18 protein-coding genes are annotated in these 15,779 nt (G+C 62.9%); 8 read left to right on the forward strand and 10 right to left on the reverse strand.

Annotated elements, in window-relative coordinates:
* Positions 1-104: 104 nt before the first annotated feature.
* Positions 105-425 carry a hypothetical protein gene (locus SB659_RS08795; RefSeq protein WP_410550151.1) on the forward strand — a complete coding sequence of 107 codons (321 nt, stop codon included), beginning with the start codon at positions 105-107 and terminating at the stop codon, positions 423-425.
* Positions 426-448: 23 nt separating this feature from the next.
* Here the strand turns inward: SB659_RS08795 and SB659_RS08800 are convergent, their stop codons facing one another.
* Genes SB659_RS08800 through SB659_RS08810 form a run of 3 tightly spaced genes read right to left on the reverse strand, consistent with a single transcriptional unit; the run spans position 449 to position 1,999 of the window.
* On the reverse strand, positions 449-952 hold the full coding sequence (locus tag SB659_RS08800; protein WP_410550152.1) for a GNAT family N-acetyltransferase: 504 nt from the start codon (positions 950-952) through the stop codon (positions 449-451).
* A 4-nt stretch (positions 953-956) separates the two neighbouring features.
* The gene (locus SB659_RS08805; protein ID WP_410550153.1) at positions 957-1,628 is read right to left on the reverse strand and encodes an O-methyltransferase; all 672 of its coding nucleotides are present in this window, start codon (positions 1,626-1,628) and stop codon (positions 957-959) included.
* Positions 1,629-1,666: 38 nt separating this feature from the next.
* Positions 1,667-1,999: an MTH1187 family thiamine-binding protein gene (locus SB659_RS08810; RefSeq protein WP_410550154.1), complete on the reverse strand. Its 333-nt coding sequence runs from the start codon at positions 1,997-1,999 to the stop codon at positions 1,667-1,669.
* 90 nt (positions 2,000-2,089) lie between these two features.
* Between SB659_RS08810 and SB659_RS08815 the strand changes: the two genes are divergently transcribed.
* Positions 2,090-2,719: a TetR/AcrR family transcriptional regulator gene (locus SB659_RS08815; RefSeq protein ID WP_284979309.1), complete on the forward strand. Its 630-nt coding sequence runs from the start codon at positions 2,090-2,092 to the stop codon at positions 2,717-2,719.
* A gap of 9 nt (positions 2,720-2,728) precedes the next feature.
* Here the strand turns inward: SB659_RS08815 and SB659_RS08820 are convergent, their stop codons facing one another.
* The 4 genes from SB659_RS08820 to SB659_RS08835 all read right to left on the reverse strand — a co-directional run bounded on the left by SB659_RS08820 (position 2,729) and on the right by SB659_RS08835 (position 5,224).
* On the reverse strand, positions 2,729-3,040 hold the full coding sequence (locus tag SB659_RS08820; protein WP_284979310.1) for an AzlD domain-containing protein: 312 nt from the start codon (positions 3,038-3,040) through the stop codon (positions 2,729-2,731).
* A complete protein-coding gene (locus SB659_RS08825; RefSeq protein ID WP_284979311.1) occupies positions 3,037-3,813 on the reverse strand; it encodes an AzlC family ABC transporter permease in 777 nt (258 codons plus the stop codon). The genes SB659_RS08820 and SB659_RS08825 overlap by 4 nt, the downstream gene beginning before the upstream one ends.
* Entirely contained in the window at positions 3,810-4,271 is a 462-nt protein-coding gene (locus SB659_RS08830; protein WP_284979312.1) for a hypothetical protein, read from the reverse strand. Before SB659_RS08830 ends, SB659_RS08825 begins: the two co-directional genes overlap by 4 nt.
* A gap of 65 nt (positions 4,272-4,336) precedes the next feature.
* Entirely contained in the window at positions 4,337-5,224 is an 888-nt protein-coding gene (locus SB659_RS08835; protein ID WP_284979313.1) for a glycerophosphodiester phosphodiesterase family protein, read from the reverse strand.
* Between the two features lie 49 nt (positions 5,225-5,273).
* Between SB659_RS08835 and SB659_RS08840 the strand changes: the two genes are divergently transcribed.
* Positions 5,274-6,629 carry a DUF445 domain-containing protein gene (locus tag SB659_RS08840; protein WP_284979315.1) on the forward strand — a complete coding sequence of 452 codons (1,356 nt, stop codon included), beginning with the start codon at positions 5,274-5,276 and terminating at the stop codon, positions 6,627-6,629.
* 34 nt (positions 6,630-6,663) lie between these two features.
* On the opposite strand, the gene SB659_RS08845 is transcribed toward SB659_RS08840, so the two are convergent.
* Both SB659_RS08845 and SB659_RS08850 read right to left on the reverse strand, forming a co-directional pair.
* Positions 6,664-7,413 (reverse strand): LamB/YcsF family protein, encoded by a 750-nt coding sequence (locus SB659_RS08845; protein WP_410550155.1) that lies wholly within the window; start codon positions 7,411-7,413, stop codon positions 6,664-6,666.
* Positions 7,413-8,213, reverse strand: coding sequence for a hypothetical protein (locus tag SB659_RS08850; RefSeq protein WP_284979317.1), 801 nt, complete (start codon positions 8,211-8,213; stop codon positions 7,413-7,415). Before SB659_RS08850 ends, SB659_RS08845 begins: the two co-directional genes overlap by 1 nt.
* 200 nt (positions 8,214-8,413) lie before the next feature.
* Between SB659_RS08850 and SB659_RS08855 the strand changes: the two genes are divergently transcribed.
* Positions 8,414-8,992 (forward strand): DUF6855 family protein, encoded by a 579-nt coding sequence (locus SB659_RS08855; protein ID WP_410550156.1) that lies wholly within the window; start codon positions 8,414-8,416, stop codon positions 8,990-8,992.
* Positions 8,993-9,352: 360 nt separating this feature from the next.
* Here the strand turns inward: SB659_RS08855 and SB659_RS08860 are convergent, their stop codons facing one another.
* Positions 9,353-9,574 (reverse strand): hypothetical protein, encoded by a 222-nt coding sequence (locus tag SB659_RS08860; RefSeq protein ID WP_284975856.1) that lies wholly within the window; start codon positions 9,572-9,574, stop codon positions 9,353-9,355.
* 255 nt (positions 9,575-9,829) lie between these two features.
* Here SB659_RS08860 and SB659_RS08865 point away from each other — a divergent pair, with 255 nt between their 5' ends.
* The 4 genes from SB659_RS08865 (at position 9,830) to kdpB (ending at position 15,774) form a co-directional block, all read left to right on the forward strand.
* Entirely contained in the window at positions 9,830-11,635 is a 1,806-nt protein-coding gene (locus SB659_RS08865) for a thiamine pyrophosphate-requiring protein (RefSeq protein WP_410550157.1), read from the forward strand.
* A 231-nt stretch (positions 11,636-11,866) separates the two neighbouring features.
* Positions 11,867-11,965, forward strand: coding sequence for a potassium-transporting ATPase subunit F (locus SB659_RS08870; RefSeq protein WP_284975858.1), 99 nt, complete (start codon positions 11,867-11,869; stop codon positions 11,963-11,965).
* Between the two features lie 6 nt (positions 11,966-11,971).
* A complete protein-coding gene (gene kdpA, locus SB659_RS08875) occupies positions 11,972-13,639 on the forward strand; it encodes a potassium-transporting ATPase subunit KdpA (protein WP_410550158.1) in 1,668 nt (555 codons plus the stop codon).
* A complete protein-coding gene (kdpB, locus tag SB659_RS08880) occupies positions 13,636-15,774 on the forward strand; it encodes a potassium-transporting ATPase subunit KdpB (protein ID WP_410550159.1) in 2,139 nt (712 codons plus the stop codon). Before kdpA ends, kdpB begins: the two co-directional genes overlap by 4 nt.
* The last annotated feature ends 5 nt before the right edge of the window (positions 15,775-15,779 follow it).

Consider the following 15,779-nt stretch of genomic DNA (forward strand, 5'->3'; position numbering starts at 1 on the left):
TTGGGTCATGCATCCAGCCTAGTGGAGCGGAATATGACCTTCCACGGCCATAATAAGTACTAAGGATGCTTACCAAGTGCTCCATTCAGACCTAAAATCTCTTCATGGAGTTCGGTGAAACAGTGTGGATGCAGGTATTGATTGCCGCGGTGGCATGGTTGACCGTGGTGAGCCTGCTCATTGCGCGCGTACCCAAGCCGCCGAGCCTCTTGGACACGCCCGATGACCTGGACCAACCCGGACCGCTGGACCACCCTGAGCATCTGGACCAACCGGGGCATCTGGACCAACCGGGGCAGCCAGTCCAACTCACCCCCACGGCACCGAAAACGCCGCACGACCGCCTGCGCCGTTTCCTCCCCAAGCCGCGTGCCGTAGGGCACCCCAGAGCCAAGCGGCGCCAAAGGTCTGAGCCAAAGAAATGAAGCGTCACCGCCGCGGCGGGGCCTCAGGGCCCGGCGGCGGGACGAACCATCCGGTGTTCCGGCAGTGAATACCAGGACGGGTCGCACAGTTTGCGTTTCCCATCGGGGACGAACCCGTTGCGCCGGTAAAACGCCTCCGCCCTGGGGTTGTTGTCCAAGACCCACAGATACGCCGGGCCGTCCCCAAGCAGCGTGTTGACTAATGCCTGCCCTACTCCCCGGCCGTGCACCCGCGCCAAGGTGTAGAGCATGAACAGTTCCACCCCACACGGGCTGTCCTCATCCCGCCCCGGCCCGGCCGCGGCGAGACCTACAAGTCCGCCGTCGGAGTCGTGGGCCAGCATCCGCACGCGGCCCGCCGCGATGGAGGCACGGTAGCGCTCGATGCGGTCTTCGAGGGCCTTTTCCTGGCTGATGAAGAACTCCGGCGGCAGCATGCTCGCATAGCTTTCCCGCCACGATTGGATGTGCATGACGGCCATGGCCTCGGCATCGTCCACCAGCGCTGCCCGCAGGGTGAAATCCATCCCGTCAGCGTACCCGTGCCACCGCGAACCCGTCCCAACCTTTGCTCCCCACGGTCTGGATAGCAGTGGCATCCAGGCGGGGGTCGTTCCCCAGCATTTCAAGCGCCTGCACTATGCCCGGGGCATTAAGTCGGTCCCGTTCCGGCTCAAGGATGGCCCCGTCCCAGATCACGTTGTCCATCACGATCACGGTGCCTGCGCGCCCAAGCCGGATAGCCCACTCCAGATAATTGGCATCGTTCTGCTTGTCGGCATCGATGAAAACGAAGTCGAACGGCTCATGCCCGGCCAGCATCGGAAGCGTATCCAGGGCAGCCCCGATGCGGATCTCCACCTTGTGCCCCACTCCGGCGGCGTCCACATTGGCTCGAGCTACGTCCGCGTGCTGTTGGAGGAATTCGCACGTGACCAAGGTGCCGTCGTCGGGCAGTCCTTGGGCCATCCAGATGCTGCTGAACCCGGCTAAAGTGCCGATCTCCAAAACACGTTTGGCACCGGAAAGCTGTACGAGCATCCTTAAGAGCTTCCCGGCGTTCGGCGCTACCTCGATGGGCGGCATACCTGCCTCGACAGCCGAGGCCAGGGCGCGCTGGTGTGCAGCGTCGGGACGCACGACGACGTCTGTCAGGTACCGTTCAACCTCAGCCCAGCCGGGCTCGGTCACATGTTCAACCATGGCCCCAGTTTGGCATCCGGGGGACCCCAGAGGAAGACCTATTCCGCGGCGGACAGGGCGCCTTCCAGGCGCTCAACTTTGCCCGTTATTTCTCCGGTATAACCGGGCCGGATGTCGGCCTTGATCACCAGCGAGACCCGGCTGCCGTAGCGTCCCACGGCCTCGGTGGCACGCTTGACGACATCGAAAACCTCGTCCCACTCGCCCTCGATCGTGGTGAACATTGAGTCGGTCTGGTTCGGCAGCCCGGACTCACGGACAACCTTGACCGCGGCAGCGACGGCGTCGTGCACGGAAGCGTCGGGGTTGGAACCACCGTTGACCGGGGTAGCGGGCTGGCCTGAAGGGGCAACTGAAAATGCAAGCAACATGAATCCAGTGTTTCACGTGCTGGTTTGTCACATACGGGTTTACTTCCGCGTAACAACGGGCCGGGACGCCTGCATTGCTAATCTGGCAGCATGGAACAGCCCGCTGAACGCAAGCCCCTGAGGGCTGACGCCGCACGCAACGTCGACAAAATCATTACCGCGGCGCGGGAGTGTTTCCGGGAGCACGGTCCGGAGGTTCCGCTGCAGACCATCGCGGTCACCGCCGGCGTCGGCCCCGCCACCCTCTTCCGCAACTTCGCTGACAAAGAGCAACTGGTTCTCGCGGCGCTATCGCGTCAGCTCAGGCTGCATGTAGATCCGGTTGCCGAGGCAGCAGCGCAGGGCATGGACGCCGCCGAAGGGCTCATCAACGTAATCGACGCCGTCGTTGGGGTTGCGAGCGATGACGCGAACCTCCTTGGCGCCGTCGCCGGCCGCCGCGGACTCCTCATCGGCATCACCGGCGGGATAATCGGTTCCATGGAGTTACTCCTCAAACGCGGCCAAAGCCAGGGCACGTTGCGGCGGGACATCACCATTGAGGACATGGTGCGGCTCGTGGCAATGCTCATCGGTGCCGTGGACACCATGGAGCCCGGTTCAGCTGCATGGAAGCGGCCGGTTGCCTTGGTTGAGGACGCGATCCGGACTGAACGCCCGGCCCGCCCCCTTCCGGAGCAGACCCCCATTCCCGGAATCGTGTTTAACAGCCAGGCCTGAACGTACTTGCTAACCCCAGCCAAGCAGTCGCAGCAAGGCCGCTGCTGCTGCGCCGGCAATGACCACCACCAAGAACGGCGCCCTGAACAAAAGCGCGACGGCGGCGGCCAGCAGTGCGCCGATCCGGGCATCGAGCACCAAGCCCTGGCCGGATGCCACGGCATTGACCAGAGTCAGGGATGCAAGCAACCCGATGGTCATAGTCCCGGCCACGTGCATGATCCGCGGGTTCTGCAGCAGCTTCGCCGGCACAAAGTAGCCTATGAGTTTGGTCGCGTAGGCAAGAACGCAAGCGATCAGGATCCACGTCCACAGGTTCATTCCGTTCCCCCGATCTTGCGGTCCCTGTCCACGCCTGCGTAGGGATCCACGTCAGGTTCCAGGCCTTCATTCAAGCGGGCATGGCTGTACCAGCCGATCACTGCAGCAACTACCGCCGCCACCAGGATGGGAACGCCGGAGGGTACGAACGGGACCGCCAGGACGGTTGCGAGTGCACACGCCGCGGCGATTGCCCAAGGTTCCCTGCCTCGCAGCCTCGGCCACAACAAGCCAAGGAATGCCGCCACAGCGGCGCCGTCGAGACCCCACCTCTTAGGGTCACCCATGGCGTCGCCGGCCAACGCCCCAACCGCAGTGAAGATATTCCACAGGATGAATATTCCGATGCCCGCCGTCCAAAACCCGCGCCGTTGCTCATCGGGATCGGTCTGGCCGGACGCCGTCGCTGTCGACTCATCAATCGTCACATGCGCGGCGGCGTATCGCTTCAGTCCGCCAGGCCGCAGCAAGGCATTGATCTGCATGCCATAAATGCCATTTCGCAGCCCCAGCAATGCACTGGCCATCATCGCCGCAAGCCCGGATCCGCCGCCAGCCACCACGCCGATGAACGCAAACTGCGAGCCGCCGCTAAACAGCAAGAGGCTCAGCGCCATGGTCTGCCAAAAGTCGAAGCCCGACGCGACAGACAGCGCACCGAACGAAACACCATATAGACCCGTAGCGATGCTCAGGGACACCGCGATCTTGAACGCAGGTGACGCCCCGAGCCTCACCCGGGCGGGTTCCTGGCCCCGTGAAGCCCCGCTCATTTTCTAAGGCTCCACGCCCACAGGATTAGCGGTATCTGGAGGGGTAGCCGAATCGTGTGGATCCGCCGATCCGAATGCGTTCCATCGGGTCCGTAGGCGCGTCGAAGCGCGTCAATATGCCCTGCAAGGAATGCAACAAACATCGCCGTTGATGCGTTTGCGGCCATTTTCCGTGTGGCAGGAATCAGTAATCCGGCTCCGAGACCTGCTTCGAGCAGGCCCGAAACCGCAATCCATTCCTCCCTGGACATGATCGCCAGTGGGCCGTTCACGGCGCGACCGGAGTGGCCCACCGTCCCTGGGTTTTCGGGTGCATCGATCCGGCAGAGGTAGTCAGGGACCACCGCGCGATAGAAGCCTGGAGTGCGGAAGTGCTTCATGGCGCTGGCAAGAAGAAGCGCGCTCAGGCCCACTGCCGAGGCGTTCTTTGATGTTCGGGGTGACCAGCGAAATGACATGGCTTCACTCAATCACAAGCGCGCCGAGCCCCCAAAGCCCGCCCCAACCCAGGCCCAGCTACGCCCTAGTTGGAGACCATCAACTGCGACAGGACCTGCGCGGGTTTGTTTGTGGTGATTTCTTGGATTCCAAGTCCTTGGCACAGGGCCACGTCCCGCTCTGAGTCCACGGTCCACACCCTGAACACCAAGCCTGCCTCCAACCACCGTTGGACGGTGCGGGCATGTTCCCTGACATACTCGATGCCGGGACCAGCGATCCCTACCCGACCGTTGTCGAGGACCTCTTCGGCGTCCTCCTGCATAGCTTTCAGGACATTCGCCACGGCGCCTCCCGTGATGAAACCGAGCCCCATTTCCTCCCGGACCTCCTCCACTGTGAAGTCATCCACGAGTTGGCAGATGTGTTCCGGGGGAACTGTCTCCAAGAGCCGCTGAATGGAGTCGGAATCGAAACTCATGAACGAGACAGTGATGTTGTCCAGTCGGGACTGCTCCGGCGTCCATCCTTCCTCCGTGAGCAATTCCAGCAACCGGTCCTCCAACTTGAGGCCGTACGGGCTGGGCTGCTTCAGCTCGATGGCAAGGCCGATCTCCCTTCCCGCCTCCCGCATGATGTCCAGCAGCTCAGGCAAGGTGAGTAGTTGGTCCGCAACTCCTCCGAATGCGTCCGGGATCCGTGCACCTTTCCAGGAGGAAAAATCCAGCTGACGGAGTTCGTCCAACGTATGTTCGGCAACCGGCCCTGTTCCACTGGATGTCCGGTCAAGGTCAGCGTCGTGCAGCAGGACGAGGTGCTGGTCCCGCGTCAGATGCACATCGCATTCCACCCCGTCAGCCCCGTCCTGGATGGCCTGCAGGTATGCGGCCCGCGTGTGCTCGGCGAACATGGCACTGGAACCACGGTGCGCGTAGACCATGGGCCGGCGAGTGGTGAAGTCGTCGCTAGTCATGCAGACACCGTAGCCCACGGTGCTGCATCTACGGGGCTACGCTGGGCTAATGCAGGTGAATTCTGAACAAATACCGGCCGACGACATCACGGACCCTTCCAGCTCACGCCCGACGGCGGTCCCTGCGCCTGCCCAAGGCGGATCCGCCGTCGTGAGCCCGTCCATCGGCGATGACGAAAAAGCTGCTGCCTTGAAGCGGATGAAACGCTTGGCACTGGCCATGTTGATCGGCATGGCAGTCATTTTTACGGTCGCATTCGCCCTGCAGAAGCAGTATTCATGGCTCGAGTATGTCCGTGCCGCCGCCGAGGGCGGAATGGTGGGTGCGCTGGCGGACTGGTTCGCCGTGACCGCCTTGTTCAAGTACCCCATGGGTTTGAAGATCCCCCACACCGCCATCATTCCGCGGCGCAAGGACCAGATCGGAGAATCGCTCAGCGACTTCGTGGAGAGCAACTTCCTGTCCCAAGAGGTTGTGCAGGAGAAGTTGGCGAGTATCGACGTCGCCCGCAAAGCCGGTACTTGGCTGTCCAGCCCCGGCGGCTCCGAGCGCGTAGCCAAGGAAGGCGGTGCCGTGATTCGCGGGGCGTTCACCGTCCTGAACGACGACGACGTGCAGGCAGTTATCGAAGGTATGGTCCGCAAGCACCTGCTCACGCCGCCATGGGGGCCTCCGGTTGGTCGAATGGCCGAGCGCATCTTCGCTGACGGCCACCACCACAAGCTCGTGGACCTCCTGGTGGACCGTGCCGCCGACTGGGTAGACGCCAATCATTCCACCGTGAACCGCCTCGTCTCCGATCGATCCCCGCTGTGGGTGCCGACATTTGTGGATGGCCTGGTAGGTGACCGGGTCCACGTCGAGCTGTCCAAGTTCGTCCGTGCAGTGCAGAACGACCAGGACCACCAAGTCCGCCAGTCGATCGACGCCTACCTCGCCGACCTCGCCCAAGACCTGCAGCATGATCCAGCGATGATCGAGCGCGCCGAGTCCATCAAGTCGCAGATCCTCGGTGATCCGGAAGTCCGCGAACTAGCGTCCCGCACGTGGGGCACGGTCAAGGCTGCACTCCTCAGCGCCGTCGAGGACCCGGATAGCGAACTGAGCCAGCGTTTCAAGAGCGCCGTCCGGGATTTCGGGAGCCGATTGGTCAACGATGACGAGTTGGCCGGCAAGGTCAACGCATGGATAGGCGATGCTGCCGGCTATGTGGTCAACAACTACCGCTCGGACATCGCCGGCGTCATCTCAGACACCGTGGCCCGGTGGGATGCGGATGAAACGTCGCAAAAGATCGAACTGCAGGTGGGCAAGGACCTCCAGTACATCCGGATCAACGGAACAGTTGTGGGCGCGTTGGCCGGTTTGGCGATCTTCACGCTGGCGAACCTGCTGTTTGGGTAGGTCCCGGGTCAAATAGGGCCTGGGCGAATACGTCCTAGGCGAACGCCTCGATCTGCACCCCGGCCTGCTGCAGGCCTTGCTGAACGGCGGCTGCCATGGACACCGCGCCGGGCGTATCCCCGTGGATGCACAAGGAGTCGGCCTGGACACGAACCACGGAACCGTCGACGGCGAGCACCTCGCCGCGCGTCGCTAACCGTACCGCCTGCGCTACCACGGCGTCGGGGTCGTGCAGCACTGCCCCTTCGTGAGTCCGCGGGACAAGAGTGCCATCGGGTTGGTACGCCCTGTCCACGAACGCCTCACGGAACACCGGGTGACCCGACTCCTCGGCCAACCGCAACCAATCGGAACCCGATAAACCAAGTACGGGAAGCCCCGGATCGTAGGCATGGACGGCCGCCACCACAGCTTCTGCCTGCTCGGCGTCGTGGACAATCCTGTTGTAGAGCGCGCCGTGGGGTTTCACGTAATCCACCGACGCACCCACCGCATGGGCCATACCGTCCAAGGCGCCAAGTTGGTAGAGCACGTCCCCGAACAGCTCGTCGAACGTCATGTCCAGGGAGCGCCGGCCGAAGCCTGCCAGATCGCGATACCCCACATGCGCGCCCACCCGGACGTCCAGCTCGAAGGCGGCCCGGCAGCTGTCCAGCATTGTCAGTGGATCACCGGCGTGGAAGCCGCAGGCAACGTTGGCGCTGCTGACAATGCGGAACATCGAAGCGTCGTCGCCCATACTCCAAGAGCCGAACGACTCCCCCAAGTCAGCGTTGAGATCCACTATTTGTCGCCCTTCTTGTCCAAGTCCGTGAGCGCATCCATTGTGTCCGGCTGCAATTCACCAGGGATCGTATCGGGCAGCTGGCCAAACGCTTCCCTGGCGGTTGCCACCACAGCCCTGCCCATCATCATGTTTCCGGCGCCACCAACCACGGCCCCGACGCCGAAGGGCAGTGCCCGGCCGAGGAACGCTGAACCTTGCCGTTTCATGAAGCTCTTCAAGAACGCGCGCTGAATGGTATCGCGGACCACACCGAATCCGCTTCCGGGAATCTTCTTGGTCAGGGTCCTACCCCACGCGTTGGTCACTCCCTTGCTGTGGCCGAGCGACTGACCGCTGAGGGCACCGAGCATCGCGGTCCCTTCTTCTCCCAGCATGATGGCCATGACCATGGTCCGCGCCCGTTCGGGGTCGGTGAGGCGGATACCGTGGAGCTCTGCCAGGGACGAGGCATACAGCGCCGTAGTCTCCAGGAATCCGACCGTGGCCAGCGCGGAGAGTCCCAGCGAGGCCGCTGTTCCGATACCAGGCACGACGGCGGTGGCACCTACCGCCGCACCCCCGCCTGAGACGGCGAGCAAGTAGTGGCGCTCTAGTTTGGCGGCAAGCTGCGCCGGTGAGTCTTTCGGGTAGCGGCGTTGGAGCCTCCGAAGGTTCGCGAGGACCATCGGGCGCTGGACGTCAACTGCCTTCAACAGCACGTTATGGACGCCGGGCTTGGTGTTGCCTTGAGCGTCAAACACTGCGTTGTGGGCTGTTTCCTGGGCGATCTTCACCGCCGGGTTGTGGCGCTTGGGCATCTTCACTTCTCCTTGGCAGTTGGGTCGTCAAAACGGGGAACTGCTTGGCTTCAGCCTATGCCACACCCTCCGCTGCGGGGCCCGCTCTGCACGCTTAGAGCCCGTAATTCCGCGCAGAGCGGACCCCGCAACACGGCGTCCGCAGCGTAGACTCGGACTTGTTCACCGAAGCAATCCCTCAAGGATAGGAAGTATCCTTAGTGAAGCCATCTGGAACGTCCGCAGAAGAGCCGCGCCAGCACACTGACGCCCCCGCCGAGGGTGAGCCCGAGGGGTGGGAAGCCCACCAGATCGGCGCACATTCCCAGGACCCCGCAGAGGGGCCCGATACCGATGGGCCCGACGACGGCGGGCCGGATACCCCGGGGCAGGCAGCCCCGGGAGCTGGGACCAAAGATGACCCTTGGCGGCTCACGACGCCACCGGGTTCTTCGGACTACACCATGTATAAAGACGAGGCCTCGGATCCCCCTGCGATCATCTGCCAGGTGGGCGCCACAAAACTGACGTACCAACTCCGCGCCATCGAGGACCTGCACGCCTGGCTCGTGGAACAGGGCGACTGGGTCCCCCTCGGCGCTGCCGACGAAGGCAAAGAGGCTGCCGAAGGGACCGTAGAAGCGTGGGGTCGCAGCGAGGGTAACCCCGTGGGTGGCTGGTACGGGCTCCGAAAGGGTTACCGCGGCCGCTTCGGGATGTACATGCCGCCTCTCTTGGAGGCGCTGGGCTTGGCTGAGCTTACCCACGAAAAGCGGAACAACGCGATGCGGGCTATCTAAAGTCACGCACCCTCTTGAGGTTCCGGGGACTTAGGTTCGCGGTTCCCCAGATAAACCGATCCCGCGCGGTTTGACCGATCGTGCGGTCGGTCGCGACTCAGACGACCGACCGCACTAGCCCGGTTTCACGCAGCGACGGCGCCCCGGGCGGGCCCCAGAACCCGCCACACCCATCGCTGCCAACTCAGTCGATGTACGGCGGCAGGGCCGAAAAGGGCAACGGCAAAAGCGCGGCACAAAGACGTGGGCACTGGTTATGTACGTTGACCTGCGGAAACGTGACGCCGCCAATTAAAAAAAGTTTGGAATACCTGCTCACGCCCGCGGTGACGGCGGAGCAGGCCTACCCAACGGGCGGAGCTATCCTGCTTTCCCGGACACGGCTACGAGAACGCCTGCCGTGGCAAAGTACTTGTTGCTGCCCAGGTCCCTGATCGTCTTGATGCCGAGTTCCTTGAACAGCTCATCGTGCTTTTCGGTCAATCCGGCCAATGCAGAAGGCGGCGCATTGAGGACTTCCTCGAGGCTTGCGTTTTCGTAAGCCTTATCAAGGGCCTTACCCAATTCGATAGAAACAGCCACGGCATTTCCTTTCATCGACACGGGACTGCCGCGATGTGCAGCAGCCAAGGAGCGCTTCCAGTAGGCACACTGACAGTTGGGGGCCCTACCGGAATCCCCCAAGTCGGCTCCCTAGCGATCAAGGTATCGCCCTTGCTGCACGTTTGAATAGGCCTCTACCGCCCGAGTCTGGCGGCCAAAAAGAGCGCCATATCCATCAGCATGCTTACTATAGTTACCCCGGCAGCAACCGTCATCTGACAACAGGAGCGCGTCATGTCCCAACGAACGGTCTCGGATCTCATGGCGGCGCGCCTCAAAGCATGGGGCGTGGAGAGGGTGTTCGGATACAGCGGGGACGGCATCAACGGTTTCATGGGTGCGCTCCGCCGCTCCGAAAGCGACCTCGAATTTATTCAAGCCAGGCACGAAGAAGCCGCCGCGTTCATGGCCGTAGGGCACGCGAAGTACACAGGCGGCGTGGGGGTCGTGACCTCCACACAAGGACCCGGAGCAGTCCACCTGCTCAACGGCCTTTACGACGCCAAGCTGGACAGCGTCCCCGTGGTGGCCATCATCGGCCAGCAAAGTACCACGGTGCTGGGTTCGGCCTACATGCAGGAAATAGAACTCCTAACCCTCTTCAAGGACGTCGCTGCGCAATTCGCCCAGCTGGCCAGCTCCCCCGAGCAGGTTCCCATGCTGATTGACCGTGCGTTCCGGACAGCCCTGGAAACGAAGTCCCCTTGCGTGGTGATCGTCCCCCACGACATCCAGACGGCGGAAGCTCCGGAGCTCGAACAAGAGCACGGAATCGTGGTCACGGCTCCTGTGTGGCACCGGGCAAACATCATGCCCCGGCAACAAGATCTGAACAGGGCGGCGGATGTCCTCTCCGCGGGCGAACGGATAGCCCTCTTCGTGGGACAAGGCGCCCGCAACGCGCAAGCGGAAGTTATCGCATTAGCGGAAAAACTCGACGCCGGAATCACCACGAGCCTGCTCGGCAAGCCTTACGTCGACGAGACTCTCCCGCTGGCCACCGGCACCATGGGACACCTGGGCACCACCGCCAGCGCTTACTTGCTGGAAAACTGCGACACGCTCCTGATCATCGGCTCCAACGACCCCTGGACTGAGTTCTACCCGACGCCGGGGACAGCGCGGGCGGTGCAGATCGACATCGACGGCAGGAAGATCGCCAACCGCTACCCCGTGGAAGTTGGCCTTGTAGGTGATGCGGCATCCACCGTCCAGGAGTTGTCAGACCTTCTCGACGCGCGGGATCAACCCTCCCGCTCCCAGTGGCGGGCCGACGTCGAACATCAGGTCAGCGCATGGCGCCGACTTGCGGAGGAACGCGCCGCCATCCCCGCAAAACCCGTCAACCCGGAACTGGTGGCGCGCGAGCTCAGCGGCAGACTGCCGGGCAACGCCCAAGTGAGCATCGACGTCGGCAGTTGCGTTTATTGGTACGCACGCCAGCTGACGCTTCCACCGGGAGTTCCTGCGCATCTCTCGGCCACCCTGGCAAGCATGGGCTGTGCCATCCCCTACGGACTGGCAGCCAAGCTCGCGCATCCGGACCGGCCGCTGGTGGCGTTGGCGGGCGATGGTGGCATGCAGATGCTGGGGGTGGCGGAGCTGATCACGGTGGCGCATCGCTGGCGTGAATGGGCCGACCCGAGGTTTGTGGTGTGCGTGTTCAACAACCGCGATTTGGCCGAGGTCTCATGGGAACAGCGTGAAACGGAGGCCGAGCCGCGGTTCAATGCCAGCCAAGAGATTCCTGACTTCCCCTATGCAGGTTACGCGGAGCTGCTGGGCCTCAAGGGCGTGCGCGTGGACGACCCGGCCATGCTGGGAGCCGCATGGGATGAGGTGTTGAACGCGGACCGTCCTGCGGTCCTGGAAGTGCTCACGGACCCGAACATCCCGTTGCTCCCGCCGTTCCCCGCTGGGGAACAGAAGCTTGAGGGGATGCGCTCCGCCCTTGCCCAAGAAGGCAACGCCGGAGAGCACGCCCGCGAATTGCTGGACATGTACGCCCAAGGAGAGGCGCAATTGCGCAACCTACGTTAAGAGCGCATCAAGATTCCCTCCGCAGCCATTAAGGAACCGTTAGGAACGCCTTTTCGCCTGTTTCACAGGAGTTGACTGGCATCAACCCCCGTAAACGGGGCGTGGATGAAAGGACGTTCCAGTGGCCGACATGGCTGTTGTGGTGATTCTCGTGGTGACCATGGGAATCGTGATGTGGGTTGCCCACCTCTTGGGCAAAATGGTCGACGGCGATGGCCCGGTGAGTGGTCAATGAACGTGGACGCCATCATGTGGGTGTGCTTGTTCATTGCCGGATTGGCCATGGCCGTATACCTTCTGGCCGTGCTGCTTAACCCGGAAAAGTGGTGACAGCACGTGGCTTTTAGTATCGCGTCATTCATCACCCAGATCGGGGTCCTGTTGGTGGCCCTGATCCTCCTGCACAAACCGCTGGGCTTGTACTTGGAACGTGTTTTCTCCGGCAACAAGTCCCGGGGGCCTGAACGGTTGTTCTACCGCCTGGCCGGGGTGGACCCGGACACCGAACAAGGCTGGTCCGTGTATCTCCGGAGCATCCTGGTCTTCTCAGCCGTATCCATCCTGGTGGTCTTCGCCCTGCAACGTCTGCAAGGGGTGCTTCCCGGGAATAACGCGCTGCCGGGAGTTGATCCCTGGATCGCCATGAACACGGCGATCTCCTTTGTCAGCAATACCAACTGGCAAACGTATGCTCCTGAGGCGACGGTAGGCATTTTCGTCCAGATGTGCCTGCTCGCGGTGCAGAACTTCCTTTCCGCCGCCGTGGGAATCGTGGTGGTGGTGGCGCTGATCCGCGGTATTGTCCGTACCAAGACGGACCGGCTGGGCAATTTCTGGGTCGATCTTGCCCGCACATCCTTCAGGGTTCTGCTGCCAGTGGCGTTCGTGGCGGCAATCGCCTTGGTAATCGGCGGCGTCGTCCAGAATTTCTGGCCAACGGACGTGGCGAACCAGGCGAGCGGGGCCTCCCAAGTGATTCCGGGCGGCCCGGTTGCCTCCCAGGAGGCCATCAAGGTACTGGGTACCAACGGCGGTGGATACTTCAACGCCAACTCGGCCCATCCTTTGGAAAACCCCAACGTGTTCACCAGCCTGTTCCAGATCTTCCTGATCCTGCTCATCCCCTCGGCCCTTCCCTATACCTATGGGCGAATGGTCGGGGACCAGCGGCAGGGCTACACGATCGCCGCTGTCATGGGAACGCTCTGGTTGACGTCCACGGCATTGATGGGGTGGGCTGTAGCGTCAGCCCAAGGAACTGCGACGGCGGCCGCGGGCGGGTTGGGCGAGGGGTTCGAGCAACGCCTCGGTCCCGCCGCGAGCTCGATCTTCGCCGCCTCCACCACCCTCACCTCCACCGGCGCCGTCAACGTGGCACACGACTCCCTGCCACCGCTCGCCGGGGGAATTGGAATGCTGAACATGATGCTTGGCGAAGTAGCGCCCGGGGGCACGGGTTCAGGCTTGTACGGCATGCTGCTCTTGGCCATCATTGCCGTCTTCATCGCCGGATTGATGGTGGGGCGTACCCCGGAATTCCTGGGCAAGAAGATCGGCCCGCGCGAAATGAAGCTGGCGGCGCTCTACATCCTGGTGACACCCACGCTGGTGCTGACGCTTGCAGCGATCACGGCGTTGTTGCCGGAGGTGATGGCCAACGCACCGGCCTCCGGACCCCACCAATTCAGTGAACTGCTGTACGCGTTCACCTCGGGGGCGAATAACAACGGCTCGGCATTCGGCGGCATCACCAGCTCCGGACCATACCTGTCCACCATGCTGGGCATCGCCATGCTGCTGGGCCGGTTCCTGCCGATCGCCTTGGTACTTGCGTTGGCCGGTTCCCTGGCCAGGCAACGCAAGATTCCGGCGTCGTCGGGAACGGTACCCACCCACGGGTGGCTGTTCGGATCACTGCTCCTCAGTGTCACCGTGATCATGACGGCTCTGAGCTACTTCCCGGCCCTTGCTTTGGGCCCACTCGCAGAAGGACTTATCAAATGACCCGGTCCAGCACGGCATCCGCCGCGGACTCCCCCACCCTCACCTACGCCGACGGCAACCCACTGGGCACTCCGGGTGAACACAAGCACCACACCAAAACACCGGCGAAACTCAATGCCGCCACCGTCCGGGCGGCCCTCCCGGTAGCTTTCAAGAAGCTGGCTCCCCGGCAGATGGTCCATTCGCCTGTCATGTTCGTAGTGCTCGTCGGTGCAGCCATCTGCACGGTGATCTGCGTGCTCAAGCCCGACGTCTTCAGCATCGCTGTGACCGCCTGGCTGTGGCTGACCGTATTGTTCGGCACGCTGTCCGAGGCCATCGCGGAAGGGCGAGGCAAGGCGCAGGCGGACAGTCTCCGGGCCAGCCGCAAAGGTGTCACGGCCAGGCTTCGCCTGGACGACGGAACCACCAAGGAACTACCCGGCACCGAGTTGCGGCTCAATGACGTGGTGATCTGCGAGGCCGGTGACGTGATCCCTTCAGACGGCGAGATCGTCGAAGGCCTCGCGAGCGTGGACGAATCCACCATCACGGGTGAATCAGCCCCCGTGATCAGGGAGTCCGGTGGCGATCGGTCTTCCGTTACCGGTGGGACCAAAGTCCTGTCGGATCGCATCCTGGTCCGCATTACCGCCGAGCCCGGGGCAACTTTTATCGACAGGATGATCAAGTTGGTGGAAGGCGCCGTCCGGCAAAAGACTCCAAATGAGATCGCCCTGCACGTGCTCCTCGTCTCGCTGACCATCGTTTTCCTGGTGGTCACCATGGCCTTGGCTCCTTTCGCTTCGCTGGCGGGAGCAACGCCGTCGCCCATTGTGCTGGTAGCCCTTCTGGTCTGCCTGATCCCCACCACCATCGGTGCCTTGGTGCCTGCCATCGGCATCGCCGGCATGGACCGGTTGGTCCAGCACAACGTCCTGGCGACATCCGGCCGCGCAGTGGAAACAGCCGGAGATATCACCACATTGCTGCTGGATAAGACGGGCACCATTACCTACGGCAACCGCCGGGCCGTCAACTTCTTCCCAGCCAAGGACGTGGAGCCCGGCGAACTCATCATCGCTGCCCGGCTCTCCAGCCTGGCTGACGAAACGCCGGAGGGCCGGTCCATTGTGGACCTCGCCAACGACGCCGGCGTCAATGGCCCCGAGTTGGTCGATCTCCGGAACACTGCGGAGGAGATCACCATCGTGGAGTTCACCGCGAGCACACGGATGAGCGGCGTGGACCTGGATGGACGCCTGATCCGCAAGGGTGCGGCGTCCGCCGTCGAGGGTTTCGTCACCGAGGCAGGCGGACAGCTACCCCACGAAGTCCGGCGGAAGGTGCAGGAGATATCCGCGGATGGCGGCACGCCACTGCTCGTCGCGGAGAAGACGCCCGACGGCGGCGCCCAAGTCCTGGGAACCGTCCACCTGGCCGACGTGGTCAAGCCTGGCATGCACGCCCGGTTCGCGGAGCTACGGAAAATGGGTATCCGCACCGTGATGATCACTGGCGACAATCCTGTCACCGCCAAAGCGATCGCGGCCGAAGCCGGCGTTGATGATTTCGTGGCCGAAGCCACTCCCGAAGACAAACTGCAGGTTATTCGGCGCGAACAGGGCGAGGGCCGGCTGGTGGCGATGACCGGGGACGGCACAAACGACGCCCCTGCCTTGGCTGCTGCCGACGTTGGTGTGGCCATGAACTCCGGGACCCCCGCGGCCAAGGAAGCGGCCAACATGGTGGACCTTGACTCCGATCCCACCAAACTCATCAATGTTGTGGGGATCGGTAAGCAGCTGCTCATCACCCGCGGGGCACTTACCACATTCTCCGTGGCAAACGATGTTGCGAAGTACTTCGCAATCGTCCCGGCCCTCTTCACTGCAGCGTTTCCGGGCCTTGGTCTGTTGAACATCATGGGCCTGTCCAGTCCGTCGTCGGCCATTCTCGCGGCGGTGATCTTCAATGCGCTCATCATCATCGTGCTGGTGCCACTGGCGCTGCGCGGCGTGAAATACCGGGCAGTCAGCGCCAACCAAGCACTGGGCCGGAACCTGCTGGTCTACGGGCTTGGCGGTTTGGTGGCACCTTTCCTCGGCATCAAGCTCATTGACCTGATCATTTCCCTCATCCCCGGCATTGGCTAGGAGGC

It is taken from the genome of Arthrobacter sp. SIMBA_036 (assembly GCF_046535135.1).
In the GTDB taxonomy this organism is placed as follows: domain Bacteria; phylum Actinomycetota; class Actinomycetes; order Actinomycetales; family Micrococcaceae; genus Arthrobacter.